This window comes from Flavobacterium solisilvae, assembly GCF_012911605.1.
Lineage (GTDB): Bacteria > Bacteroidota > Bacteroidia > Flavobacteriales > Flavobacteriaceae > Flavobacterium > Flavobacterium solisilvae.
The window spans coordinates 146311-172386 of the sequence record NZ_JAAMPT010000206.1; the positions used below are offsets into that span (position 1 = coordinate 146311).

A 26076-nucleotide genomic window follows, 5' to 3' on the forward strand; every position below is an offset into this window, starting at 1 on the left:
TTGCGGAACAAGAGTTAGATTTTTAGTCAAATTTATTTTTGATATAGTATTTTCCTTCTAAATCATCGTCAAAGTCGTCAATGATTGGCTTTGGTTTGGGTTTACTTCCAACCGCTTTTTTCTTCCAAAGTTCAAAGTTGTCTTTGGACAGACGTTTTCGCATTAATTCGGTTACTTCATTTTCTGTAAGTCCAAATTCTTCCTTAATTACTTCAAAAGGTTTTCTTTCCTCTTGAGCCATACTGACAACTCGTTCAATTTGTTCGTTGTCAAGTTCTACTCGCTTACTTTTTTTCATTTCTGTAAAAGCATTATTAAAAAAATAGATATCAACTGATGAATTAGTAATTCAATATTAGTAAAAAAAATAATTAGTTTATATGAGTAGTTTAATTTTTTTGAAAAATTAATTTTCTGGCGAACGTAGTTTTTGAAAAGGAATTGATAATAAGTTCTTTAAATTATTATGTTCTTCGGGTTTCATGTGTGTATCAACGCCAAATATTAATTTTTCTCTATCTAATGTCTTAAAAGTTCCAAATAATCGATCCCAAATAGAGAAAATATTACCATAATTACTATCCGTATAAGGCAAAACGTAGTGATGATGAACTTTGTGCATATCGGGCGAAACGAGAAAATAACTCATCAATTTATCCACTTTTTTAGGCAAAACGATATTAGCATGCGTAAATTGTGTCGCTACAACCGATAATGTTTGGTATAAAAAAACCATCCACATTGGACTACCAACTGCTAAAACTCCAAATGTTGTAAAAGCAAAACGAATAACACTTTCTCCTGGATGATGTCTGTTGCCAGATGTTGTATCTATCCAAGTATCGGTATGATGAATGAGATGAAAACGCCACAAAAACTTCACTTTATGTTCAACCAAATGCGCTAAATACGCTCCGATTAAATCCAAAAGCAATAATCCGATTATCGCAAATAACCATTCATTCATATCTGGCAACCAATTCAAAATTCCAAATTGATTATCGACTGTCCATTGTGCTGTTTTTAGCAAAATAAAAGCCAAGCAAAAGTTAACAATAATCGTTGTTAGTGTAAAAAAGATATTAATTCCGGCATGTTGCCATTTGTTATATTGAAATTTCACAAATGGAATTGCGCTTTCAATTATCCAAAATAAAGCAATTCCACCAGCTAAAATCAAAGCTCTGTGTGAAGACGGAATAGTCGAAAAGTAATTAATTATTTCTTGCATAATAACAAATATACTAAAAGTAGCTATTTGATAATTCGGAAGGTTAAATTTATTCTGGAACCAATAGGTTTTGCTGTTTTTGGAATTTGATGTTTCCAAAAATGCTGCGTTGTTCCTTTCATAATCAACAAACTTCCGTGTTCAAGATTGATTTTTAGCTTTTGTTCTTTGATGGAATTATGCTGTAAATGAAAACTTCGTTCTACGCCAAAACTTACCGAAGCAATGACTGGATTTCTGCCGAGTTCTTTCTCATCATCGGCATGCCAACCGTTGCTGTCTTTTCCATCGCGATAATAGTTCAGCAAAACAGTAGTAAAATTTTCATTGCAAACTTCTTCAATTTCATTTTTGATAAAAAGTAATAACGAATTCCAAGCATGAGGTTGCATTACAATGTTAGAATAGCTGTATGGTTTTCCTTCATTGCCAAAAAGCGCTGTTAATCGCGGTTGCGGATAGGTTTTTCCAAAAACGGTAATTTCATCTTGTTGCCAAGGAATTTCGGTTTTTAATTTTTCAAAAAACTGATCGGCTTTTTCTTTTCCAAAAAAATCAGGATAATAAGTTATCTCTGAGTCAGGAAGTTCAAAATGAATGGCTTCGGTAGGAAAAAGTGAATTCATACAACAAAAATAAAGAGAAAAAAATGAAAAATTTCACTCTTTTCTCTTTATCCCATAATTAGTGTAGTAAAATTATAAAGTATCCTTTTTGTCTAACAAAATTTTATAAATAAAACCACCAACTAAAGCTCCAGCGATTGGTGCCACCCAAAACAACCACAATTGTGACAACGATTCACCTTGTGTAAAAATAGCTTGAGAAGTTGAACGCGCCGGATTTACCGAAGTATTTGTAATTGGAATGCTAATCAAGTGAATTAGAGTCAATGCTAATCCAATAGCTACGCCAGCAAATTTTCCGTTTGCCGCTTTATCGGTTGCGCCAAGAATTACGATTAAGAAAAACATTGTTAACACAAATTCCGCTGTGAAAGCTGCTGTCATCGAATATCCATCGGGAGAAAAAGCTCCAAAACCGTTGGTTGCAAAAGCTCCAGCTTTAGTATTATCAATTGCAAAACCTTCTTTTCCCGAAAGAATAAAAAGTAATGTTCCCGCAGCGACAATTCCGCCTAAACATTGGGCAACAATATAAGGTAATAAATCTTTGGCAGAAAAACGTCCGCTTGCCCAAAGTCCAAAAGAAACAGCCGGATTAAAATGTCCGCCAGAAATATGTCCAACAGCATAGGCCATTGTTAAAACTGTTAATCCAAATGCCAAAGAAACTCCAGCAAATCCAATCCCAAGTTCAGGAAATCCTGCTGCAAAAAGTGCACTACCACAGCCGCCAAAAACAAGCCAATAGGTTCCAAAAAATTCTGCAAATAATTTTCTCATACGTTTTGATTTTTAATTGGTTATAAATCAAATGTACGAATTTATTTTAATAGCATTTTATTTATTACGGAATTTTACATTCATTAATACAATTGCCAAGATGATTAATGTAATTCCTATCCATTGAGTAAAAACTACTTTTTCATTCAAAATCATAAAAGCCATCATCACTGAAACTGGTAATTCTAATGCCGAAACGATACTTCCTAACCCTATTCCTGTTAAAGGAAATCCTGCATTTAAAAGAAGTGGCGGAATTACTGTTCCAAACAGAGCGATTAGTATTCCCCATTTGTAGAAAATATCATAGTTGAATGGTGTCTTTTGAGTAAGAAATGCGAAAATAAAAACAATAATAATTCCGCCCAAAAGCATGTATAAACTTCGCTGTGCAGAAGAAATCGATAACGCAACTTTATTTGCCGCAAACATCGTTGTAGTAAATGAAGCCGCAGCTAAAAGTCCAAGAACAACACCCCGCCAATCTAAATCGATGCTTTTACTAAACAAATTAGTTGCCAATGCTGTTCCAAAGAGCACAATCAAAACGGCAAAAACTTTGATTTTTGAAGGTAATTTTTTTTCTAGAAACATTTCCAAAACAACACCCATCCAAACCGTTTGCATCAATAAAACAATTCCAATTGATACTGGAATGTATTTTACCGCCAAATAATAAAATATACTAGTTAATCCTGTAGAAGTTCCAACCAGCATTAATTTTTTTATATCAGATGAAGACGCTTTAACAACATTGTTTCCTTTTCTTTGCTTTTGAAAAGCATTAATCCCTAAAACGATTAGAATTCCAATCAAAAATTGAGCGACGATAACTTCTGCTGGCGTATAATTTAAACCTTGCGAACTAGTATCTTTATAAGCCAATTTCACAAACGTGGCCAACATTCCGTAACTGGCTGCACCTAGTCCAACCAAGAATACTCCTTTCAATACATTATTTCCAACCATTTTCTTCTCCATATAATTTTCTAACTTTATTGCATAAAAAAAGGAAAGCTTTCGCTTTCCTTTCCGATTGAGCCGATAGAGGGACTCGAACCCACGACCTGCTGATTACAAATCAGCTGCTCTAGCCAGCTGAGCTACACCGGCATCTCAATTCGAGTGCAAATATAAATTTGAATTTTAATTCTCCAAAATTTTTTTGCACTTTTTTATAGTTTTTTTCTATTAAAGTGCGTTGATTTTTCCAATCAACTGATTAGCAGTTTGTTCTAATTCAGCATTTATTTGCTTAAAATGAGCTTTTTTGTTTTCTACATTTTTAGCGTTTACTTTAGTAATTAAAGTATCAAATGATGCAATTGCCTCATCAATAATTGCTTGTGATGCTTCAGTAGATTTTCCTGCTTTACTTAACTCATGAAAATAAACGATTTCAATAATATCACCAATAACAAAGTTGATGTCTTTTTTTAAATTTTTAACGCTTGGCATTTTCTTTTATTTTTAAAATTTGGTGCAAAATTACATATAAACTTTTGAATATAAGTTAAGAAATGTATATTTCTAACAACGAACCTTTTCCACTTAACTGAAAATCAGTTAACGATGCTGGAATTAAAACTGTATCACCTTTTTTATAGCTGTACTTTTCTTCATTTAAAATTAACTCAAAATCGCCATCAACACACATGTAAACGGTAAACGAATTTTGATTTTTGTTGACGTTCAGGTTTCCATTCAACGGGATAAAATTGGTTGTAAAATAACTACAATCAACCACTTCATTTGATGTATTCTCTATTTTTAAATACTCTTTTTGCGCTTCGACTTTGTCATAATTTATCGCTTCAAGAGCTAAATCAACATGAAGTTCACGCGTATTTCCGTTAGCATCTACTCTATCGAAATCATATAATCTATATGTAATATCAGATGTTTGTTGGATTTCTGCAATTACGGTTCCTGCACCAATGGCGTGAACTGTTCCTGTTTCTAGAAAAAACACATCGCCTTTTTTTACTTTTTTGGTATCAAGAATGCTTAGTAATGTTTTGTTTTCTAAATGCTTTATATATTCTTCTGAAGAAGATTTTTCTTTGAAACCCACAATTAATCTTGCCTCATCATCGGCTTGCATCACATACCACATTTCCGTTTTACCAAAAGAATTGTGTCGTTTAGCAGCCAATTCATCGTTGGGATGAACTTGAATAGATAAATCTTCACGTGCATCAAGATATTTAAAAAGCAACGGAAATTGTTTCCCGAATTGTTCAAAAACTTTAGTTCCTAAAACTTGTTCTGGAAAATCATTTATCAACTCGTTTAATGATTTTCCTTTGAAAACTCCATTTGCAATTGTACTTACATCGTTTTCTACAGTTGAAATTTCCCAACTTTCTCCTGTAATTTCTGAAGCTATTGGTTTATTGAGATGGGTTTTCAATTTTGTTCCACCCCAAATTCTTTCTTTTAAGATGGGTTCAAACTGTAAAGGATATAGTTTCATAAGTTGAATTTAAAGCGCAAATATCTGTCTTTTTTTGTTTTGGAATTAATAATATAAAACCAAAAAAATATATTATTTTGCAGTGTGGCTTTGATTTCTAAGTATTTCTAATGCTTTTTCAATGTGGATTTTTCCGGACATGCTATTGAAAACCATTTCAATTATACCGTTTTTATTGACTACGTAAGTTACTCTTCCTGGGATTAAACCGAATAAATCATTGGGTACACCAAATAATTTCCGGAGTTTTTTATCGTTATCCGACAATAAAATGAAAGGCAATTGGTGTTTTGAGGCAAACTTTTGATGGGATTTATTCGAGTCACTACTGATACCAATAACTTCTGCTCCAAGTTCTTTAAATTCTTCGTAATTATCTCGAAAACTACAAGCTTGCTCGGTGCAAACTCGGGTTTCATCTTTAGGATAAAAGTAAATTACTAATGATTTTCCAATAAAACTTTGGCTATCAAAAGCATTTCCGTTGCTATTGATTGCTGTAAATTTGGGTAGCTTATCACCTATTTTCAAACTCATTTCAGTTGCCTTTGTATGATACAAAATTGCGTGGCGTTTCATAAAGAACTACTTCTAACTCTTTATTTGCATCAATATATTTTCGAAGTTTATTCCAGATGACAACTGCAATGTTTTCGGCTGTTGGGTTTAAATTCTCAAAATCAGGAACATCGAGGTTTAGATTTTTATGATCAAAAGCATTTTCAATGTGTTCTTTTATCAAATCAGAAAGAATTTTTACATCAATCACAAAACCTGTTTCTTGGTCTATTTCTCCGGTAACAGAAACAATTAGTTCATAGTTATGACCATGAAAATTAGGATTATTGCATTTACCAAAAACCAAATCGTTTTGTTCCATCGACCAGTCTTTTCGATACAATCGATGGGCAGCATTGAAATGTGCTTTTCTAGAAACGGTTACTTTCATTAGATTTCTGATTATTGATTAACGATTTTTGAATTAGTGTGAATTCCATAATTTCAAATCTTGTGTTCTTCTAAATAATGATAAAACTCGTCGAAAATAATTTTGAACCAAACGGTGTAACAATCTGGATTTTCTACCATATCATCTTTGATGTCTTCAATTTTCATCCATTTCCAACTTTCAACTTCATCTGCATTGATATTTGGTTCTTCATTTGAGTAACCAATCATTACATGATCGAGTTCGTGTTCAGTCAAACCATTGTCAAAAGGTGCTTTGTAAATAAAATGAAACAACTCTTTTAGTTCTGTTTTGAAACCCATTTCTTCATACAAACGACGTTTTCCTGCTTCTATATTAGTTTCTCCGGCTCGTTGATGACTGCAACAAGTATTGGTCCATAATAGAGGCGAATGATATTTATGATGTGCTCGTTGTTGCAACATCACTTCGTTTTTATCATTTAAAACAAAAACTGAAAAGGCTCGATGCAAAACTGCTTTTTCATGAGCTTCTAGCTTATTCATCAAGCCAATGGGTTCGTCTTTTTCATTGACTAATATTACTTGTTCTTCTTTCATAGAGTTTTTGTGATGGTCAAAAATACGAAAAAAAACAAGCCTCAATAATTATGCTTGTCGAACAACCGTTAAACTTTCCTTAAATCATCTCTATTTGTAATCTGTAAGACATTTTGCAACGTACTTCTATTGTAAATTTGTACATCAATTAATTTAATTGTTATGAGAAAAATAATCACATTTTTGTTTCTGATTCCCTTGCTTACCCTAACGGCTTGTGGACAATCAAACAAAAAAACTTCAAAAAAAGAAACTAATACTATGGAAAATGTAATTAACAAACCTGGAAATCCTTATTATTCCAATACTGATACTAAAAAATTAAATGTTTCGAATGCCGAATGGCAGAAAATTTTATCACCCGATTTGTATGCTGTAGCTAGAGAAGCTGACACCGAAAGAGCTTTCACGGGAACGATGTGGAAAAGCGAAACCAAAGGAACCTATTATTGTGCAACGTGTGGAAATAAACTGTTTAAATCAGACCAAAAATTTGTGAGTAGTTGTGGTTGGCCAAGTTTTTTTGAACAAGAAAACAAAAACAGTATTTGGTTCAAACCTGATAATTCCTATGGAATGCAACGCACCGAAGCACTATGCGGAAGATGCGACAGTCATTTAGGACATTTGTTTGATGATGGTCCAGAACCGACTGGAAAAAGATATTGTATGAACGCGATTTCACTAGATTTTGTGCCTGATGCAATTGCAACAAATTCAGGAAATAGTGAAACAATTGTTCTTGGCGGTGGTTGTTTTTGGTGTGTGGAAGCGGTTTATGAAAATCTTGATGGAGTAACCAAAGTTGTTTCGGGATATGCTGGCGGAAGTGTTGAAAATCCAAGCTATGAAGAAGTTTGTACCGGAAGAACTGGCGCAGCAGAAGTGATTGAGATTACTTATGATAAAACCAAAACGAATTTGGACGAAATTTTCAAAGTGTTTTTCACTGTTCACGATCCAACTACTTTAAATCGTCAAGGTGCTGATGTTGGTACGCAATATCGCTCAGTGATTTTTTATAAAAACGAAAACGAGAAAAAAGCCGCTCAGGATTTAATTAAAGATTTGAACAAGGAAGTTTTTGACAATAAAATTGTGACTACGCTTGAACCTTTGAAAAAATTCTACAAAGCGGAAGAATACCATCAAGGATATTATGAAAACAACAAGAACAAACCTTATTGTCAAATGGTAATTCAACCAAAAATTGAAAAGTTTGAAAAGGTTTTTAAGGATAGATTAAAGAAATAGTTTAAATCAAATCGAACTTTAAAGCATTTTTTATTAATGAAGCGGTGTTATTGGCTTCTAATTTTAGCATTAAATTTTGTCGATGAGAACTCACAGTAGTAATGCTTATAAAAAGTTTATTGGCAATTTGCTGATTGGTTAATCCTTCGGCAATTTGAATTAACACCTCTTTTTCTCTACGGGTTATTATTGGTATTTCATCATATTTTGATGTATTTTGTTTTTGATAACCTACATTAAAATACATATTTCCAATTAAAACCTCACTGATGGCTTTATAGATTTCTTCCCTGCTAGAATTTTTTAACAAATAACCGCTTGCCCCGTTTTCAATCATTTTAGAAACATAACCTCTGTCATTAAAAGTGCTCAATGCTAAACATATAATTGACGGAAACTCGGTTTTAATTTTTTTGCATAATTCAATTCCGCTAATATCAGGAAGATTTATATCGATAAAAGCAATATCTACTTCATTTTTTGCAATAAAAGAAATGGCTTCAAAAGCATTTATAGCCGTTCCTACAACAACTATACTTTCGTTTTGCGATAAAAGTGTTTTAAAACCTTCTATCACCATTGGATGATCATCTACTATAAAAATTTTGTGTTTCATATTATTCTATTTCAAATTCAATATGAGTTGATGTTCCGTTTTTATCAGAAGTAATGTCTAATTTTCCTTTTAAATAATCTACACGATGTTGAATATTTGTTATACCAATTCCATCCTTTTTAACTGAATTTACATCAAATCCTTTACCATTATCTTCCACTGTTAGCGAAATAGTTTTATTATTTTTAGAAAGTTGCACGTGTATTTGAGTGGCATTGGCGTGCTTAATAGTGTTATTCAATAATTCTTGCACAATTCGGTATAAAACAATTTCTACCGTTTGATTTAATCTTTCTTCCAACCCAAAACTTTGGTAAACAATCTGCAATCCCGAATTTTCTAAAACTGAATTGCAATAATTTTGCAAGGTATCATCTAAACCAAATTTTATCAAAGCTTCGGGCATCATATTGTGTGCCACACGTCGCATTTCGGTAATAGCGCTATCCAATTGAGAAATGCTTTTGGTAAACGCATTGGCATTTTCTTCCGATAAAATTACATTTCCTTTTACACTATTTAGCTGAAATTTTACACCTGATAACATTCCGCCCAAACCATCGTGTAAATCTCTTGCTAATCGGGTTCGTTCTGCTTCTTCTCCTTGTATTATATTTTGCGCAGCATCAATTTGTTTTTCTTGCAGTAGTTGTTTTATTTTTTGTTCCGCTAATTTTTTTCTGGTTTTATAATTTCTATATAACAAGAAACTAAAGAGTAATAATCCAATTGAAATTCCAGTTAATGAATAAATAAAAATTTTGTTTTGAAGTTGTTTTTTCTCTAAAAGTAAAATGTCTTTATCTTTTTTTTCCGATTGATACCTAGCTTCGCGTTCGGAGAATTGTTCTGCTTGTTCGCCTGTAATTATCTCATCATTAACAGCTGCATATTGCTTAAAATACTTGTATGCTTCTTTATATTGTTTTGTTTCATATAAATATTGATGTAAAACTTTGTAATAATCTCTTTTTTCGGTTGGGTTTTCAGTTTGTAAATAGTATGCTTCCGATTGGTTGAGAAAATTTTCTGCTTCTGAATATTTTTTTTCTTGTAAAGCTATATTAGCCAAAAGCAAACTAGAAATTGCAATTCCGCTTGAACTATTTATTTCTTTTGCCGTGTTTAAACTTTTTTGAGCAAATATTTTACAACTATCTAGTTTATCTAACAATAAATATTCTTGAGCAATATTGTGATAATAACCATATATATATGATCTTTCTATTTTACTATTTTCTAATTGAGGTAAATGCTTTAATCTAATAGTAAGTGCTTTTTCAATCTTTCCGTTTTCTGCATAGTTATCTGCTTTTTGCTGTGTATAAAATGCAATAATGGTTTGATTTTTATATTTATTTGCTATCGCTAATGCTTTATCAATATATTCGTTAGCTTTTGGTAAATTTTTTAGCGTACTAAAAACAACGCTCATATTAAAATATAAATCCGATTTTTTCTTATCTAAAATTCTTACGGTAAGCTTTTTATCTTCTAAAATCTGAGGATTATCAAATATTTTTTGAGCTTCTAAAAAATAATCAATGCATTGTTCGTATTCACCGGTTTCATATTTTATACTTCCTAAATTAAAATTTGCTCCAGCCATCAAATAAATATGATTTCCATTTTTTGCTGCAACTAAAGCTTTATTCTGACACTCAAATGCTTTTGATTTATCATTAAAATTACTATACCAAAGTCCTAGAAACCGATAGCTATTTGAAATGGCAAAGTTGTTTTTTAACTTAATACTTTTTGCTAATGCTCCATCAAGGAGTTTTTTAGAAAGAGTGCTGTCAATCTCAATAATATCATATCCCAAATGACTAAGTAATCTAACTTGAGTTGTGTCTGTCTTTTGTTTTCCAATAGTAGTTATAAGTTGTTTTATACTATCCAATTCACTTTGCTGTGAAAACCCCAAAACAACCGAAAAAAATACTATTATAATAACTAATGCTTTCTTCATTTTTATTTTTTTATAACAATAACAAAGTAACCCAAACAATATCATTTCGTTATCCTATAAAAGTAGGATATTTAAAATCATTAGTAAAGAGGATAACCTATTTTTTTATGCAAATTAATTTTATAACATCAAATTTTTATTCAAAATAGTATTAATTTAAAAATAGCGATTATGAAAAATTTAAACCTGCTCTTTATTTGTTTCAGTGTATTATTTTTTGCATCATGCTCTAATGATAATGAAACAACTAGTGTATTAACTGTAAACACAACAGATGCAATAAATTTAACTGCAACCACTGTTACTCTTGGTGGAGAAGTTGTTACTGATGGCGGAAGTGCTGTAACAGAACGTGGAATTTGTATGGGTGAAAACCCAAATCCGGAAAAAGATTTACCCGATGTTTATACTGATATTTTAGGTAGTGGAACTGGTGCTTTCAGCGAAACATACGATATATCAGCATTACCATCAAGTACAAATATCTATTTTAGAGCTTATGCAATAAATGCCAACGGAATTGTTTATGGAGAAATTAAATCGTTTACCACTTTAAGTTGTCCTACAATCCAAGTTACTAACAATATTACAACACCAACTATTTGGGAGACAGGAAATGTATATGTGATAAATAGCGAAATAACTATTACATCAGTTTTAACAATACATCAAGGAGTAATCGTTAAACTAGGACAAAATGGTAGAATACGGGTAAATACTGGTGGAAATCTATTTGCATATGGAACAGAAACTAACCGAATTACTTTCACTTCTTTGGCAGATGATAGTTATTGTGGTGATACTAATGGAGATGGAAATGCTACATCACCGCAAAAAGGCGATTGGATTAATGTTTATTTAAATGGTGGTGCAAGTCAATTTATAAATTGTGATTTTTTGTATGCTGGAGGAAATGATGGTGGTTATCGCTGTGCAGTTGTAGTATCTGGTTCGGGTTCTAATTTTGTTTTTGATGGTTGTGTTTTTGCGCATACGGCAAATGGAACAAACTTTACTGGTCAATTTGCCTTTTATGGAGCAAACAATATGAGAGATCCAGCAATTTCAGAATTTGTAAATAATGTGTTTTATGATAATTATTACCCAATTTATTTGAATGCAACCTATTCTATTAATCCTAACAATAGTTATAGTAATCCTGACAATCCATTTGAAACAAATGCTAGAAACTGTATTTGGATGTACCCAAATGGTGGTTCTAATGTAAATGTAAACCTTACCGAAACCGAAGTTCCTTTTGTAATGGATGGATATTTGCAAAAAAATACCGGCTCATTTACACTTGGTCCGGGAGTTGTTATGAAATTTCCAACAGGAAATACATTTGGATTAAACATTTCTAATCCATCAATTAATCCATCGGCTGTTTTAACTTCTATAAAAGATGATTTTTGGGGAGGAGATACAAATGGCGATGGCAATGCAACTTCTCCAGCAGCAAACGATTGGTATGGATGTTACAACCATTCTACTTCAGCTTGGATGAATGGTGCCAATATTTTATATGCTCAAAATTAATTTTAAAGAATAAAATTATGAGAACAATCTTTTTGTTAGTTGCAGTCACATTTTCAATTTCTACTTTTTCACAAGTAGGAATTGGCACTACAAGTCCTGATGGTTCTTCAATTCTTGATATTAATTCAAACAATTCAGGGTTGTTAATTCCAAGAGTTAGTTTATCCGATGTTTCAAATGGAACTACACCAATAAATTCTCCGGCAGTTAGTTTATTAGTTTATAATACTAATGTATCAACTACTGGAGGAAATGGTGTTGGTTACTATTATTGGAATGGTACACTATGGGTAAAACTACTAATTAATAATGATGAAAAATGGAGTAGAGATTCAAGTAATGGCTATTTATTCCCAACAACTTTAACCGATAGAGTTGGCATTGGCTTGAACAACCCAACTGAAATGCTCGACATAGTTGGCAGAGTTAAAATTGTAGATGGTAATCAAGCAACAGGAAAAGTTTTAACTTCTGATGCTAACGGAGTTGGAACATGGCAAAAAGTGGGTATAAATAACATTAATGTTTCGCTTACTAACCCAGGAATAAGTGTTCCCTATACAACTGCAAACTTTTTACAAACCGGAGTTTCTATTACGTTACCAACGGGAAAATTTGCAATAAATGTCACTATGCTTTTAACAAATACAACTGGAACACCAACTCCTAATAATTCTTCTTTTTGGTTGCGCTCAACATTTTCGGATAGTTCTGGAATAAACCCAGTTTCATCAACAGATATTATTGGAGGTAGACTTATTAGCGGCAATTTACCTGGTTCAAGTTTATTCTCTCTTTTAAGCGGAACAATTATTATTAACAATACATCAGCACTACCAAAAACATACTACTATGTAGCTGGAAATGTACATATTATAAACACAACTGATACTTTACTCAAAATAGGCGGTAACTTGAATGAAAACAGCATAATTGCTTATAAATTAGAGTAAAGTATTCTATTACTACTAAATTAAACTTACTTTCAAATGAAAACAATTAATTTATTTTTTCTATTATTATTTTTCCAAATAATAAAAGCACAAACTGTTTCTACTTATGCGGGAACAGGTTTACAAGGTAGCACAGATGGAAATGCAACTTTAGCAAGTTTTACTTTTCCACAAGGAATTTGTATAGATGCGACTGGAAATATTTATGTTGCAGATACAACAAACAATATTATTAGAAAAATTACAGCAGATGGAATAGTAACTACTATCGCAGGAACAGCCGGAGTTACAGGTTGGTGGAATGGTCAAGGAAGTGCTGCTGCTTTTTATTTACCAATAGGTATTACTGTCGCTCCTAATGGCTACCTATATGTTGCAGATACGTTCAATAATAAGATAAGAAAAATTTCGCCTTCCGGAGAAGTAACTACTTTTTCAGGAGTGGGAAGCGGAAATATAGATGGTGATGCAAGTGTTGCAAGATTTAGTAGCCCTCAAGGAATTGTGTTAGACAGTAATGGAAACTTATTTATTGCAGATTATGGCAATCATAAAATTCGTAAAGTTGAGTCAAATGGTTTTGTAACAACATTTGCAGGAACCGGATCATCAGGTTCAACAGATGGAAATGGAATTGCTGCAAGTTTTAATCGACCTGCCAGCATTACAATTGACGGTAATGACAACCTGTATGTTGTAGAGAGTTTTGGTCAAAAAATTAGAAAAATCACTCCAACAGCTGATGTTACTACTATTGCAGGTAACGGAACAATAGGAAATAATAATGGAATAGGAAGTTCTGCAAACTTTAATTACCCAAGTGGTATTGCTATTGATAATTCTAACAATCTTTTTATAACCGATACTAACAATAATGTAATTAGAAAAATTGATACCAATGGAAACGTTTCAACTTTTGCAGGAACTGGTTCACAGGGATTTAATAATGGTGCAATAGATGCTGCTACCTTTCGTTTTCCAAAAGGAATTACTATTGATCAAAATGGAAATCTTTATATTACCGACAATTACAATCACAGTATTCGTAAAATTACATCACAAAATTTATCAGCACCAGATATTGATAATCATACATTTATTATTTATCCCAACCCATTTACTAGTAGTGTCAATATTAAAGTTAAGGATAATACTAAATCAACTTTACAAATTATAGACTTTAATGGTAGAATAATTGTTAAAGAACAACTCTGTGAACTTGATAACAAAATAGATACCAGCAATTTAATTCCCGGAATATATATTTTCAAAATTAATTCAAGTCAAAAAAATTCAATTTATAAAATGATTAAAATATAACATTAAATAATTTTAGTTATGAAAAAACTTTTTACAATAATTATTGCTTTAACAATAATAATTTCTTGCAGTAACAGTGATACTAACGAAGAAAACTCAAACAATTCTCCTTTTACTATTTGGATGGGACAACAAACAGGATCTACGGGTAATTTTTCTAATTTACGTTGGATGATTGTTCTCCCTAACGGTAAATACTTTAATCAACTTCCTACGGAAGGATTTATAAACTTTTCTGAAAACCAAACAGGTGGAACGTGGGGAAATTTTACTATGAATGGCAACTCAGGAACTTTTACCAATCAATACGAAACACTTAATGTAAATAGAATTAGCAATACCGAAATGGAAATTGTGGGCTATACAAATCATATCTACAAACTTTCTTCTGTGAATGGATTAATTCTTTCCGGCAAATACAATACTATTCCAAATTGGTCAACAATTCCCAACTATCCTTATGCTCCAAATGATTTTCAACCCATGATAGAATTTTTTTCTGATGGTTCTTTTCTAGATTTTGGAGCTTTTGTAATTAATTTCACGATACCTTATCAATATCCTGATAGAGCTCCGGGGATTGGCACTTATGAAATCAATAATTTTACGCTTATTCTAAACTATGATGACGGAAGAATAATTACAAAAGCATTTAGTGGGATTTTTAATAATCCTGTAAACTCTTCAAGTGAACTTGTACTAATAGGTGGAAATCCTTTTTACAACAACTAAAATTACTGTAAAACCTCAGCAATTTTCAACGCACATTTTTCGCCATCAATGGCAGCTGAGATAATTCCGCCGGCATAACCTGCGCCTTCGCCACACGGATACAATCCTTTTATTTGAAGATGTTCCAAAGTTTCGTTATCTCTCGGAATTCTAACAGGTGATGAAGTTCTGCTTTCTGGTGCGTGCAATATGGCTTCGTTAGTTAAATAACCTTTCATCGTTTTTCCAAATTCTTTGAAACCTTCTCGCATGATTTGGGATAAAAAACCAGGGAAAACTTGTCCCATTTCAACCGAAGTTGTTCCGGGAACATATGATGTTTTTGGAATATCTGCCGATACTTTATTTTGAGTAAAATCTATCATTCGTTGTGCTGGAACTTTTTGAGTTTGACCTGCTAAATGCCACGCTTTTTGTTCGATGGCTTTTTGAAATTCCATTCCGGCTAAAGCTCCAAATTTGGCAAAGGGTTTAAAATCTTCCAATTTTAGTTCAACTACAATTCCAGAATTGGCTGTAGCTTGATCACGTTTTGATGGTGACCAACCATTGGTTACCACTTCGCCTGGACTTGTCGCACACGGTGCAATTACGCCACCTGGACACATACAAAACGAATACATACCTCGACCGTTGACTTGTTTTACAATGGAATATGGCGATGGCGGTAAGAATTCTCCTCGGAAATCACACGAATACTGAATTCTATCAATTAATTCCTGCGGATGTTCTGCACGAACGCCTAATGCAAAAGGTTTTGCTTCGATAAATATTTTTTTTCTGTCTAATAGTTCAAAAATATCACGCGCTGAATGTCCTGTGGCAAGAATTACTTTATTGGCAGAAATGACATCACCATTTTGAATAACAACTCCTTGAACTTCATTGTTTTTTATAATAAAATCGGTGACGCGAGTGTCGAATAAAACTTGTCCGCCGCATTCGATAATTTTTCCTCGAATGTCTTGGATAATTTGTGGCAATTTATTGGTTCCAATATGTGGATGTGCTTCAACCAAAATATCATCTGAAGCTCCGAAAGCAACTAATAATCGGAGAATTCTATCTACATCACCACGTTTTTTGGAACGTGTGTATAGTTTTCCGTCAGAATAAGTTCCTGCTCCGCCTTCGCCGAAACAATAATTACTGTCTTCGTTGACAATATGATCACGATTGATGGCTTTTAAATCGCGACGGCGACCGCGAACGTCTTTTCCTCTTTCAATTACAATTGGTTTTAAACCTAATTCGATTAATTGTAAAGCGGCAAAAAGTCCGGCTGGACCAGCGCCGACAACTATAACTTCTTGTTGATTGGAAACATTCGGATAATCGGGAAGTGCTATTTTTTGAGGAATAAACTCTTCATCGATTAAATAAACAGAGACTTTAAGATTAATCTTTATGGCTTTTTGTCTCGCGTCGATGGAGCGTTTTAAAACTACTACTTTTTGAACCAACTTTGTTGAAACACGAACTGTTTTTGCCACATACTCATAGAGCAAACTTTCATTGGCTGCTATTTCGGGAGAAACTTGGAGTAATAGTTCTTGTGGCATTTAGATATTAGATTTATGATATTAGATATTAAATATTGAACCTCGACTTTACTTCGACTTCGCTCAGTATAAACTAGTGTAACATTATATTATCGATGCAGATGCAAAAGTAATTATTTGTTTTTACTTTTTCTCCTCGAAAGCGCGCAAAGCGAAGGAAGCCAGCCAATGTTCGCCTTCATAGTTGCCATCGACCACGGACGGAAGCGAGAAGTTTAGATGGTAATCGGCTAGGTTTTTCAGGTGTTTGAACTCGTTTGGATATTGATTTAACAAATGATACATGTTCCAAGCGCGGCTGAAATTTAGTCCGTCGAGATGCACTAGATGTCCGTCGGTTCTATCGGAAACGCGGGCAACTTCCCATTTGTAGTCTTTTTTGAAAAGGTTTGGTGCAAACTTTTTGAGCCAAGTTAAAAACTCATTTTTGGGCAAAATTCGTTGCATTAACGCCATTTCTTCCATACACGGCGACAGGAAATCGGTTCCACTTGGTTCCCAATTGAATGGACAGTTTTCGTCTTTTTGGAATAAACGAATAGCGTTTTCTTTGATGCTTTTTTGGAGTACTTCATTTTTAGAAAACACGGCATAATCCCAAGCATTTGTCAATCCGAAAGCGGTATTGGAATGCGTTCCAACGCGAACCGGATATAATAGTTTTGGCAAAAACTCAATGTATCGTTCGATGATGATATTGGAAAGTGGTTTTAGGTTTTGAGCGAGTTCTTTAGCAAAAGGTTCTTTGCTGGTTTCGAGTTCGAGTTGTAGTTTGAGTAACCAATTCCAGCCGTAAGTTCGTTCGAATGATTTTTCGTGTTTCTTATTGAGGTAATCTATTTCTACCTGAATGTTTTCTTTGGAAAGGTTGGTTTTCAGCTTTTGTATAATCTGTTCTTTGTTAGCCAAATTAGGATATCGCTTGAGCAAATAAACCAAACTCCAATGTCCGTGAACGGAAGAATGCCAGTCGAAACAGCCATAAAATGTTGGATGGAGTTTTTTGGGTGATTGAATTTCGGTGCTGTCAATAAGCATTTGTCCCAATTTGTTTGGATATTCTTGTTGAAGACATTTTAATGGCAAAGTAGCTAAATGATTAGCTTGCTGCAAAGTTAATTCTTGAGCGAAATTTTTAAAAGAAATGAATAAAACAAATAGGTAGAAGTATTTCATAGCTAAGCTTTTTTCAAATGTAACAAAAAGTTACCTTTGCTGAACTACATTTTTATTATATGTCACGACAAATAAAACTGATTTGGGATTTTAGAGGCGAAGTGGCTGCCAAGACTGCCGAACATCATGAAATTCATTTGAAAGAATATATTGCTATGGAAAAATTACCTGTAACAATAACTGGTTTTGAAATCAAAAACGAAATGCATGCGATTGCTTTTATGGTTGTTACCGATGACAATATGATACAAGTTCGTGATGCTTTAAAGCCACACAGAGGTGAACTTTTTGTTCCTTAAAATAAAAATTAAATATTTTCGTTTAACCCTTGAAAACAAAGGGTTTACAAAATTTTTTTAGCTTTTTAAATTCTGTAATTTTGAAAGAGTTGGTTACTTTATAATGCATATAATAATTTACATTTGAGAATATTAATCAAACCCAACACCTTATGATTTCAAATTACATTTTCAGGAATTTTTCGAAACAAAGTTATTTAATTGAAGTTATTCAAAGAACAAAGTGCTATCTCGTAATCGCATCTTTGTTTTTGGTAACCGAAATGCAGTCACAAACTACTTTTACTTCGGTACAATCAGGTAATTATTCCGATCCAACAACTTGGGGAACAACAACTGCGCCAACTTCTGACGATCATGTTGTCATTAGCTCAGGAAACACTGTAACTCTTGATGATATACTAACAGCACAAAATGTTACAATTAGTGGAACTTTAAATTGTATTGAAGCTGCCTCTGAATTTACTGTAGAAGGAAATTTAACTGTAAATTCAGGTGGATTATTCAAAGGACACTTCTATTTTGAAACGTCTTGGGGTGGTTATGATAAAGGAATTCAACTTGCGGTTGCAGGTAATATTATAAACAATGGAAGAATAGATTTATCCATTGGAGCAACCTATATTCCTGAAGGTGTTTTAAAACTTAATGGTTCAACGGTTCAAACCGTTAGCGGTTTAGGAACATTTGGTGGAACTTTATACTTAACGGATAATACTAATACCGGTGCGGTTATTAACCAATTAGAAATTGACAACTCTAGTACAGCAACACCAAACGTTATTTGGAGTTTCAACAATATTAAAATCAAAGGTGTATTAACGCTTACTAATGCCCGAGTTGATTTAGGCACAAACAAAATGACCATTGGAAATTATAGTACGGCTACAACTAATTGTTCTGCAGGAAATGGTTTTCTTAATGGAACTATTGGAAAATGGTATGGCGTTTATGATACATATGCCCAGATTAATCCAGGTGTTGATTACTACAATACAAGTACGTTGTTTCCATTCATCAATAGCAATGGAGAAAACCGATCAGCCTTTATCACTAGACCAAACGATACTAACAATACTGCCACTGCTGGAGAACTATCCGTAACCTATTTTGATGGAACAGGAATTACAACAGGTCTTGCCATAGCAGACGGAAGCTATACCGTAACCGATGTTTTTGAAGGTGCATGGTCAATCGCTAAAGACAATACTTATGCTTTTCCGCTAGAAAACCATACAATAGCTTTTGCTATCGAAAACGCCTATTTAATTAAAAATGGAAACTCAAGAATTTTTAAAGTTGATGAAACTACTGCTGGTAATCATCAAACTGGAACCACAACACCATTTGCAGCAAGAACTGGATTATCTACTGCTGATTTAAACAATACTTTTCAGGTAGGATTTAACGCTTCTTTAGACTCGCCTATAACTTCGGTACAAACAGGAAACTGGAATGATGCAACCACTTGGAGTAATAACGCTATTCCATCATGTGCCGATACCGTTACTATTCTATCAGGACATACTATTACAGTTAACACAACAGGTTCAGTTGCTGGAGTGAATATTTCTTCTGGAGCAAGTTTACTTCATACATCTTCAACTTTAACCGTTGGTTGTACAAATAACAACGCTACATTTTCTAACAAAGGAACTTATACTATTAGTGCTGGAACTTTAGCAGTAAACGGTAATGTAGTTCATTCAGCGGGAAGTACATTCAATCAGTCTGGTGGTGATATTATTGTAGATGGAAATAATAATGGTGATGCTGCTACAAGTATTGATCAAACTCATTTTAGAATTTCTACTTCTTCGTTAAATTTAACTGGTGGAAAAATAACAATTGTTGATCCAGGAGTTGTAAACGCAAACTTAGTAACTAGTCATAACATTACAAGTATCGTTCCTTGTGTTGGATGGTTTTGTTGGTATCCAACGAACATCATATTAGATTCAGTAGAAAATATTTCTGTTGGACAAATTATCGTTGGAAGTGGAATTCCTGCTGGAACGACTGTTGTAAATGTAAATTCATTTGATAATTCTATCAATACAAATCCAAGTTTACCTGAAACTGGATTAACATTACCATTAAACGTATCTTTTTATAGCATTTCTGGTTCAGCAGTATCTTCATTTGTTTATAATGGAACTACCGATGTAGCAGCAAGCGGAAGCCACACACTACAAATTGGTGATGGTATTTCAACTCAAAAAAGTATTCTAACCACAACTGGTTTCAACTTAAACTTAAGAGCTGCAGAAGGTGTTTTATCTTTAAACAATTTTATAGTAAACGCACTTGATACTACCAATCGTTTTGTAACTTTAGATAGCAATAATGAAAACTCCAACCAAGTTGTATTACACATTCAAAATGATTTTACAATTACGCAAGGAAAAGTAAAAGGTTCTGGCGTTAACACCTATTATGGTGGAAATGTTGTAAACAATGGCGAATTAAACCTAAACAACACTACACATTTTGGAAACTATAGTGCAGGAAGTCTTGTTGCAACTTCAAATCCTCAAACTATTTCTGGTACAGGAACTTTTAATGCGCAAGTAGAAACATCTCTAAACACACCTTCAAATACTGCTTCGGTTTCGCAACTTAGAGTTAATAATTCTAGTGCAGAAGGAGTTACTTTCATGGTTCCGTTTAACGTTGCTAGTAGTTTAACTATGGAAGATGGAATTATTCACACTTCATCTACAAGCAGATTAAAAATTGGTGTTCCGTCTATGCAATATACTGGTTCTATCATGGGTAACTTTGGTGACAACTGTTATATTGATGGTCCAATGTCTAAAGATATTGGAGGAAGTCAAAACGCCGATAATATTACTAATGGTTCTGGTTTTGACACTCCTTTCTTCTTTCCTGTTGGAAAATCAAGCTACACACCTATTTGGGTTGGTGTAACAACTCCATCCGGAGGATTTGGAACACCTGGAACGAACTTAAACGTTGAAGCTTTTGAAACCAATCCTGGAACGGCTTCTGCAACTATTTCTAACTTAAGTCAAAACAGATGGGAAGTTTCAAAAACAGCTGGAACTGCTACAAATTTCAACATCAGAGTAGCTGATCCAAACGCACTTGAAGGTGGAATTATCGTTCAAGCAGCTTCAGCAACTGGAGTTTATAATACCGATTTTGGTATAACTGCTACATTTGAAACTGGAACACCAAACACACTACAATCGGATACTGAACCAATCGATTTTGCAGATTTTAAAGGTTTCTTCTCTACGGCAAGACAAGCTGATTGTTCTGTTGTTACACCAGGAAATACAGTTGCTTCTGTGACAACAACTTGTAACGGAAAATCTGTAACTTTAAGCTTACAAAATGTTGTTATTGGTGAAGGAATTACATACCAATGGCAAAGCTCATTAAATGGTACAGATTTTACTGATATTGATGGTGAAACTGCAACAACTACAAGTGTTATGCCATTAGAAAACACACATTATCGTTGTAATGTAACCTGTTCTTTCAGCTCGTCAACGGTTGCTTCAACTCCAATTTTAATTGAGTTAAACAACACAATAACAGCTACTGTTCCTGCAACAATTTGTTTACTAAATACTGATACGGCAACTTTAGAAGCAACGGCTTCATCTGGTGATGTTAAATGGTATTCGGCACAAGTCAACGGAACTACTTTAGGAACTGGAAGTCCATTTACAACTCCAGCTTTAACAGAAACTACAACTTTCTATGCTGGTACTGAAACTACATCAAACGGTACTGCTGGTATAGTATATGCTGGAAGTGGTTCTGGCGGAGGAAGTACAAACAGAGGATTGGCATTTAATTTGAATAATTCTATTATTTTAAATTCTGTTAAAGTTCATCCTGTACAAACTCCTGGTAATGCTGCAGCACCAATTACAATTAAAATATTCCAAAATGGAGTACAAGTTCCTGGAACTAGTGAAGTAGTTTTCACACCTGCTACTTTTTCAAGTTGGGGTTCACCAACGGTTACAGACCAAACCATTGTAACACTTAACTACCAATTGGCTGCAGGAGACAACTATACTCTTTTAGTTACTGATGGTATAACATATAGCAATGCATTAGCAACTTCAAGTTTATTTCCAAATCCATATCCAATTACAACTGGTGCAGTGTCAATATTAGGTGGTTATCAAGATGATGCTATCGACACTTACTATTATAACTATTTCTATGATTGGAATATTACTGAAGTATGTTCATCGGCTAGAGTTGCTGTAGTTGCTACTGTAGAAACAACAGATTGTGATTTATCAAATCCTTCAATTTCTGATAATTTAACTAAAGTAATTGCTTATCCAAATCCTTACGCTAATGGTTTCAATTTGGATATTGCTTCAAACAATTCTTCTGATATTAGTGTAAAAGTATATGATATGCTTGGAAGACTGATTGAAAACAAAGAAGTGAATTTTGATAATTTAAAAACAACAACTTTTGGTAATGGTTACCCAACTGGAGTTTACAATGTAATTGTTACTCAAGAAAACCATTCAAAAACACTACGAGTTGTTAAACAATAAAACTAACCATAACCACAACTATGAACCAAAAAACGGCTGCCTTAAAAAGCAGCCGTTTTTTATTTTGAAACAAAATCACTCTTTACTATTTGATTGCTAAACTGATTAATAATCTATAAATTATTTGGTATATTTGGATATAAATACACTATTGATAGTGACTGTATATTAGTTAGTTACAATACCACCAAAAATGCGCAAGAATAGATTTAAAAAAACAAAACTTGGTGAAAGGTCTGATCAGAACCTCAGAAAAATCACTATCCGAACTTTGGTAAAAGATATTGGATTATTGAAAGAAAAATTAAAGCTTGAATTAATCAGTTATGAAAATTGGAAAATCAACAAGCCAATTTATGATAATTACAAAATACAATATTTAAAACACTTTAAGTTAAAAATAAAGCCTCTTGAAGATGAAATCAAAATTATATATGAAAGCTCAAAAAGTTACAAGAGAATTTTTTTTGGAATTATAAAAACTAAAAAAATAACTGAGGAAAGTAACTTAAAAATTCAATCGCTAAAAGGAGAAATAGAAATTATTGAAAAGAATATTAGATTTGAGCTTGGAGACATTAAAGAAGAAAAAGAACATTTCAATACATATCTTATTAAATATTATGAAAATCAAATTAATCGCTACACTGAATTCCTAAATAAAAAGTTAGAAAAGAATAGCAAAATTGAACAAGCAAAAGCTATCGCAGCAAAAGTTACAAATGATTCAAGAAAGTTAGGAGATTTAATAAAAAATAAACTAATTAAAAATGATATTTGCCCATATTGCAATAACCTGATTGTTGGTTTTTACCACGCCGACCACATTTATCCTATATCAAAAGGCGGACTTTCTACGGAAAGAAATATGATTTACGTTTGTAGTGATTGTAATTTGAAGAAAAGCGACTTAACTCTTCAAAAATTTATAATTAAATATAATTTGGACAGAAATTTAATAGAAAGCAATTTACAAATGTTTAATAAAGATTATTAAGTACTACCACTAACATCCGTAACTGTTGCAAAACCTCCATATAAAAAAACCTCTTTTATCCCAAAGTTTCAAGATATTTTAAACCTGACAGGTTTAGCAACGAAAAAAACTTCATAAAAAAACGGCTACTCACAAGTGAGCAACCGTTTATTATTTTACAAATGCACTTTATTTTTAATTCGCCACTTCGCTAATGAATTTTATACGCATTAATCGAAGTTCTTCAATGTCATAATCGCCATCAAATTCTTTTAAAGCATCTTCTATTTTATCGGTTTCCGATTCCATGAAGTATTCGTGAATTTCTTCTTGTTGGTCTTCATCAAGGATTTCGTTTATCCAATATTTGATATTCAACTTTGTTCCTGAATACACTATTTGCTCCATTTCTTTCAACAAAGCATCCATCGTCATTCCTTTAGCTTTTGCAATGTCTTCTAAAGAAAGCTTTCTATCAATATTTTGAATGATGTATAATTTATTAGCCGAGTTTGCTCCAGTAGATTTAACTACTAAATCATCTGGTCGGATAATATCATTATCTTCAACATATCGCGCAATAAGTTCTACAAACTCTTTTCCATATTTCTTGGCTTTTCCTTCACCAACGCCATGAACATTACTTAGCTCATCGATAGTAATTGGGTATTTCAAAGCCATATCTTCTAAAGATGGATCTTGAAACACTACAAACGGCGGAACACCAAGTTTCTTCGCTACTTTTTTACGTAAATCACGCAACATTACCATCAAAGCCTCATCAGCAGTTCCCGATGATTTTGCAGCTGTAACAATAGCATCGTCTTCGGCTTCATTATACTCATGATCTTCCGACATCATAAAAGACGTTGGATTTTTAATAAAATCATGACCTTTATCAGATACTTTCAGAATTCCGTAAGTTTCGATGTCTTTTGTTAAAAGTCCATCCACCAATACTTGACGGATTAAAGCCATCCAGTATTTCTCTTCTTTATCTTTTCCGCAGCCAAAGAAACTTTGAGTATCGGTTCTATGTGCTTTTATAGTTGCATTTACTCTACCAATTAAAGTATAGATAATTTCCTTTGACTTGTATAAATGTTTGGTATCGCGAACAACTTCCAATAATTTTTTAACGTTATCTTGAGCTTCGACTTTGACTTTTGGATTACGAACGTTATCGTCCATGTCTGCACCTTCGCCCGTTTCGCTATCAAATTCTTCACCAAAATAGTGTAATAAGAATTTACGTCTCGACATTGAAGTTTCAGCATAAGCTACTACTTCTTGAAGCAAGGCGTATCCAATTTCTTGCTCGGCAACAGGTTTCCCTGACATAAACTTTTCTAACTTTTCTACATCTTTATATGAATAGTAAGCTAAACAATGTCCTTCGCCTCCATCGCGACCAGCACGACCTGTTTCTTGATAGTAACTTTCTAATGATTTTGGAATATCATGATGAATTACAAAACGAACATCGGGTTTGTCAATTCCCATTCCAAAAGCGATAGTTGCTACAACAACTTCTACATCTTCCATCAAGAACATATCTTGATGCTTCGCACGGGTTTTAGCATCCAATCCCGCATGATAAGGAACGGCAGAAATTCCGTTAACTTGAAGTACTTCGGCAATTTCTTCTACTTTTTTTCTACTTAAACAATAGATAATTCCCGATTTTCCTTTGTTTTGTTTGATAAATCGAATAATATCCGATTCTATATTTTTTGTTTTTGTACGTATTTCATAAAACAAATTCGGACGGTTGAACGATGCTTTAAACGTTTTAGCATCCGACATGTCTAAATTTTTCAAAATATCTTCTTGTACTTTTGGCGTAGCCGTAGCAGTCAATCCAATAACCGGAATATTGGAACCTAATTGTTTAATGATGTAGCGAAGATTTCGATATTCTGGTCTAAAATCGTGTCCCCATTCTGAGATACAGTGTGCTTCATCAATAGCAACAAAAGAAACGGGAACGCTTTTAAGAAATTCTACATATTCTTCTTTTGTTAACGATTCAGGAGCAACATAAAGAAGTTTCGTTATTCCTGATACAATATCTTTCTTAACCTGATTGATTTCGGTTTTAGTCAACGAAGAATTTAAAACGTGAGCAATTCCATTTTCTGAAGATAAACTTCTAATAGCATCAACTTGGTTTTTCATCAAAGCTATTAAAGGCGAAACAACAATGGCTGTTCCTTCTTTGATTAATGCTGGTAATTGGTAACAAAGTGATTTTCCTCCGCCTGTTGGCATTATTACAAAAGTATTCTCATTACTGATGATACTTTTAATAACGTTTTCTTGTAACCCTTTAAATTGGGAGAAACCAAAATACTTTTTTAATTCTTTATGTATGTCAATTTCGTTTGAATTCATTCTTAGTTAATGGTATTTTTACATAAATTTGCACAACATAAAGATACAACTTTCTTTTAAACACACAAATTTTATACAATTTCT

The 26076-nt window shown here is 33.1% G+C and carries 23 protein-coding genes and 1 tRNA gene; 8 read left to right on the top strand and 16 right to left on the bottom strand.

The features are described 5' to 3' along the window. Nucleotides 1-22: 22 nt before the first annotated feature. The 11 genes from G6042_RS08370 to idi form a co-directional block, all read right to left on the bottom strand. Complete coding sequence (locus G6042_RS08370) at nucleotides 23-298, bottom strand: TIGR03643 family protein (RefSeq protein WP_169523854.1); 276 nt, start codon at nucleotides 296-298, stop codon at nucleotides 23-25. A 108-nt stretch (nucleotides 299-406) separates the two neighbouring features. Continuing rightward, nucleotides 407-1231 carry a sterol desaturase family protein gene (locus tag G6042_RS08375; protein ID WP_169523855.1) on the bottom strand — a complete coding sequence of 275 codons (825 nt, stop codon included), beginning with the start codon at nucleotides 1229-1231 and terminating at the stop codon, nucleotides 407-409. Nucleotides 1232-1254: 23 nt separating this feature from the next. Continuing rightward, on the bottom strand, nucleotides 1255-1857 hold the full coding sequence (locus G6042_RS08380) for an alpha-ketoglutarate-dependent dioxygenase AlkB family protein (protein ID WP_169523856.1): 603 nt from the start codon (nucleotides 1855-1857) through the stop codon (nucleotides 1255-1257). A 72-nt stretch (nucleotides 1858-1929) separates the two neighbouring features. Further along, a complete protein-coding gene (gene aqpZ / locus G6042_RS08385; RefSeq protein WP_169523857.1) occupies nucleotides 1930-2637 on the bottom strand; it encodes an aquaporin Z in 708 nt (235 codons plus the stop codon). 57 nt (nucleotides 2638-2694) lie between these two features. After that, nucleotides 2695-3606 carry a DMT family transporter gene (locus G6042_RS08390; RefSeq protein WP_169523968.1) on the bottom strand — a complete coding sequence of 304 codons (912 nt, stop codon included), beginning with the start codon at nucleotides 3604-3606 and terminating at the stop codon, nucleotides 2695-2697. 70 nt (nucleotides 3607-3676) lie between these two features. Continuing rightward, a tRNA-Thr gene (locus tag G6042_RS08395) sits at nucleotides 3677-3750 on the bottom strand. A gap of 78 nt (nucleotides 3751-3828) precedes the next feature. Further along, complete coding sequence (locus tag G6042_RS08400; RefSeq protein ID WP_169523858.1) at nucleotides 3829-4095, bottom strand: hypothetical protein; 267 nt, start codon at nucleotides 4093-4095, stop codon at nucleotides 3829-3831. Nucleotides 4096-4150: 55 nt separating this feature from the next. After that, nucleotides 4151-5113, bottom strand: coding sequence for a type I phosphomannose isomerase catalytic subunit (locus G6042_RS08405; protein WP_169523859.1), 963 nt, complete (start codon nucleotides 5111-5113; stop codon nucleotides 4151-4153). Nucleotides 5114-5185: 72 nt separating this feature from the next. Continuing rightward, nucleotides 5186-5650 (bottom strand): peroxiredoxin, encoded by a 465-nt coding sequence (locus G6042_RS08410; protein WP_169523860.1) that lies wholly within the window; start codon nucleotides 5648-5650, stop codon nucleotides 5186-5188. A gap of 1 nt (nucleotide 5651) precedes the next feature. Continuing rightward, entirely contained in the window at nucleotides 5652-6062 is a 411-nt protein-coding gene (locus tag G6042_RS08415; RefSeq protein ID WP_169523861.1) for a 6-pyruvoyl trahydropterin synthase family protein, read from the bottom strand. 53 nt (nucleotides 6063-6115) lie between these two features. Then, complete coding sequence (gene idi / locus G6042_RS08420) at nucleotides 6116-6643, bottom strand: isopentenyl-diphosphate Delta-isomerase (RefSeq protein ID WP_169523862.1); 528 nt, start codon at nucleotides 6641-6643, stop codon at nucleotides 6116-6118. 162 nt (nucleotides 6644-6805) lie between these two features. On the opposite strand from idi, the gene G6042_RS08425 reads away from it, so the two are divergent. Next, nucleotides 6806-7897: a bifunctional methionine sulfoxide reductase B/A protein gene (locus G6042_RS08425; protein ID WP_169523863.1), complete on the top strand. Its 1092-nt coding sequence runs from the start codon at nucleotides 6806-6808 to the stop codon at nucleotides 7895-7897. Between the two features lies 1 nt (nucleotide 7898). On the opposite strand, the gene G6042_RS08430 is transcribed toward G6042_RS08425, so the two are convergent. Continuing rightward, nucleotides 7899-8513, bottom strand: coding sequence for a response regulator transcription factor (locus tag G6042_RS08430; protein WP_169523864.1), 615 nt, complete (start codon nucleotides 8511-8513; stop codon nucleotides 7899-7901). Between the two features lies 1 nt (nucleotide 8514). Then, a complete protein-coding gene (locus tag G6042_RS08435; RefSeq protein WP_169523865.1) occupies nucleotides 8515-10485 on the bottom strand; it encodes a tetratricopeptide repeat-containing sensor histidine kinase in 1971 nt (656 codons plus the stop codon). Between the two features lie 171 nt (nucleotides 10486-10656). Between G6042_RS08435 and G6042_RS08440 the strand changes: the two genes are divergently transcribed. From G6042_RS08440 to G6042_RS08455, 4 genes are read left to right on the top strand one after another with little or no spacing between them, the layout of a single operon-like run. Beyond that, complete coding sequence (locus tag G6042_RS08440) at nucleotides 10657-12024, top strand: hypothetical protein (RefSeq protein ID WP_169523866.1); 1368 nt, start codon at nucleotides 10657-10659, stop codon at nucleotides 12022-12024. 17 nt (nucleotides 12025-12041) lie between these two features. After that, complete coding sequence (locus G6042_RS08445; RefSeq protein WP_169523867.1) at nucleotides 12042-12977, top strand: hypothetical protein; 936 nt, start codon at nucleotides 12042-12044, stop codon at nucleotides 12975-12977. A 36-nt stretch (nucleotides 12978-13013) separates the two neighbouring features. Further along, a complete protein-coding gene (locus tag G6042_RS08450; protein ID WP_169523868.1) occupies nucleotides 13014-14297 on the top strand; it encodes an NHL repeat-containing protein in 1284 nt (427 codons plus the stop codon). 18 nt (nucleotides 14298-14315) lie between these two features. Further along, nucleotides 14316-15029 (top strand): hypothetical protein, encoded by a 714-nt coding sequence (locus tag G6042_RS08455; RefSeq protein WP_169523869.1) that lies wholly within the window; start codon nucleotides 14316-14318, stop codon nucleotides 15027-15029. A 2-nt stretch (nucleotides 15030-15031) separates the two neighbouring features. On the opposite strand, the gene G6042_RS08460 is transcribed toward G6042_RS08455, so the two are convergent. After that, nucleotides 15032-16591 carry an NAD(P)/FAD-dependent oxidoreductase gene (locus G6042_RS08460; RefSeq protein WP_169523870.1) on the bottom strand — a complete coding sequence of 520 codons (1560 nt, stop codon included), beginning with the start codon at nucleotides 16589-16591 and terminating at the stop codon, nucleotides 15032-15034. Between the two features lie 123 nt (nucleotides 16592-16714). Then, entirely contained in the window at nucleotides 16715-17767 is a 1053-nt protein-coding gene (locus G6042_RS08465; protein ID WP_169523871.1) for a DUF2891 domain-containing protein, read from the bottom strand. 59 nt (nucleotides 17768-17826) lie between these two features. On the opposite strand from G6042_RS08465, the gene G6042_RS08470 reads away from it, so the two are divergent. From G6042_RS08470 to G6042_RS08480, 3 genes are all read left to right on the top strand, one after another. Beyond that, complete coding sequence (locus tag G6042_RS08470) at nucleotides 17827-18066, top strand: hypothetical protein (RefSeq protein WP_169523872.1); 240 nt, start codon at nucleotides 17827-17829, stop codon at nucleotides 18064-18066. A 263-nt stretch (nucleotides 18067-18329) separates the two neighbouring features. Then, a complete protein-coding gene (locus tag G6042_RS08475; protein WP_169523873.1) occupies nucleotides 18330-22622 on the top strand; it encodes a beta strand repeat-containing protein in 4293 nt (1430 codons plus the stop codon). Between the two features lie 193 nt (nucleotides 22623-22815). Further along, nucleotides 22816-23619, top strand: a complete 804-nt coding sequence (locus G6042_RS08480) for an HNH endonuclease (protein ID WP_169523874.1) — start codon at nucleotides 22816-22818, stop codon at nucleotides 23617-23619. 174 nt (nucleotides 23620-23793) lie between these two features. Here the strand turns inward: G6042_RS08480 and recQ are convergent, their stop codons facing one another. Continuing rightward, nucleotides 23794-25992, bottom strand: a complete 2199-nt coding sequence (gene recQ, locus G6042_RS08485; protein ID WP_169523875.1) for a DNA helicase RecQ — start codon at nucleotides 25990-25992, stop codon at nucleotides 23794-23796. Nucleotides 25993-26076: the final 84 nt, after the last annotated feature.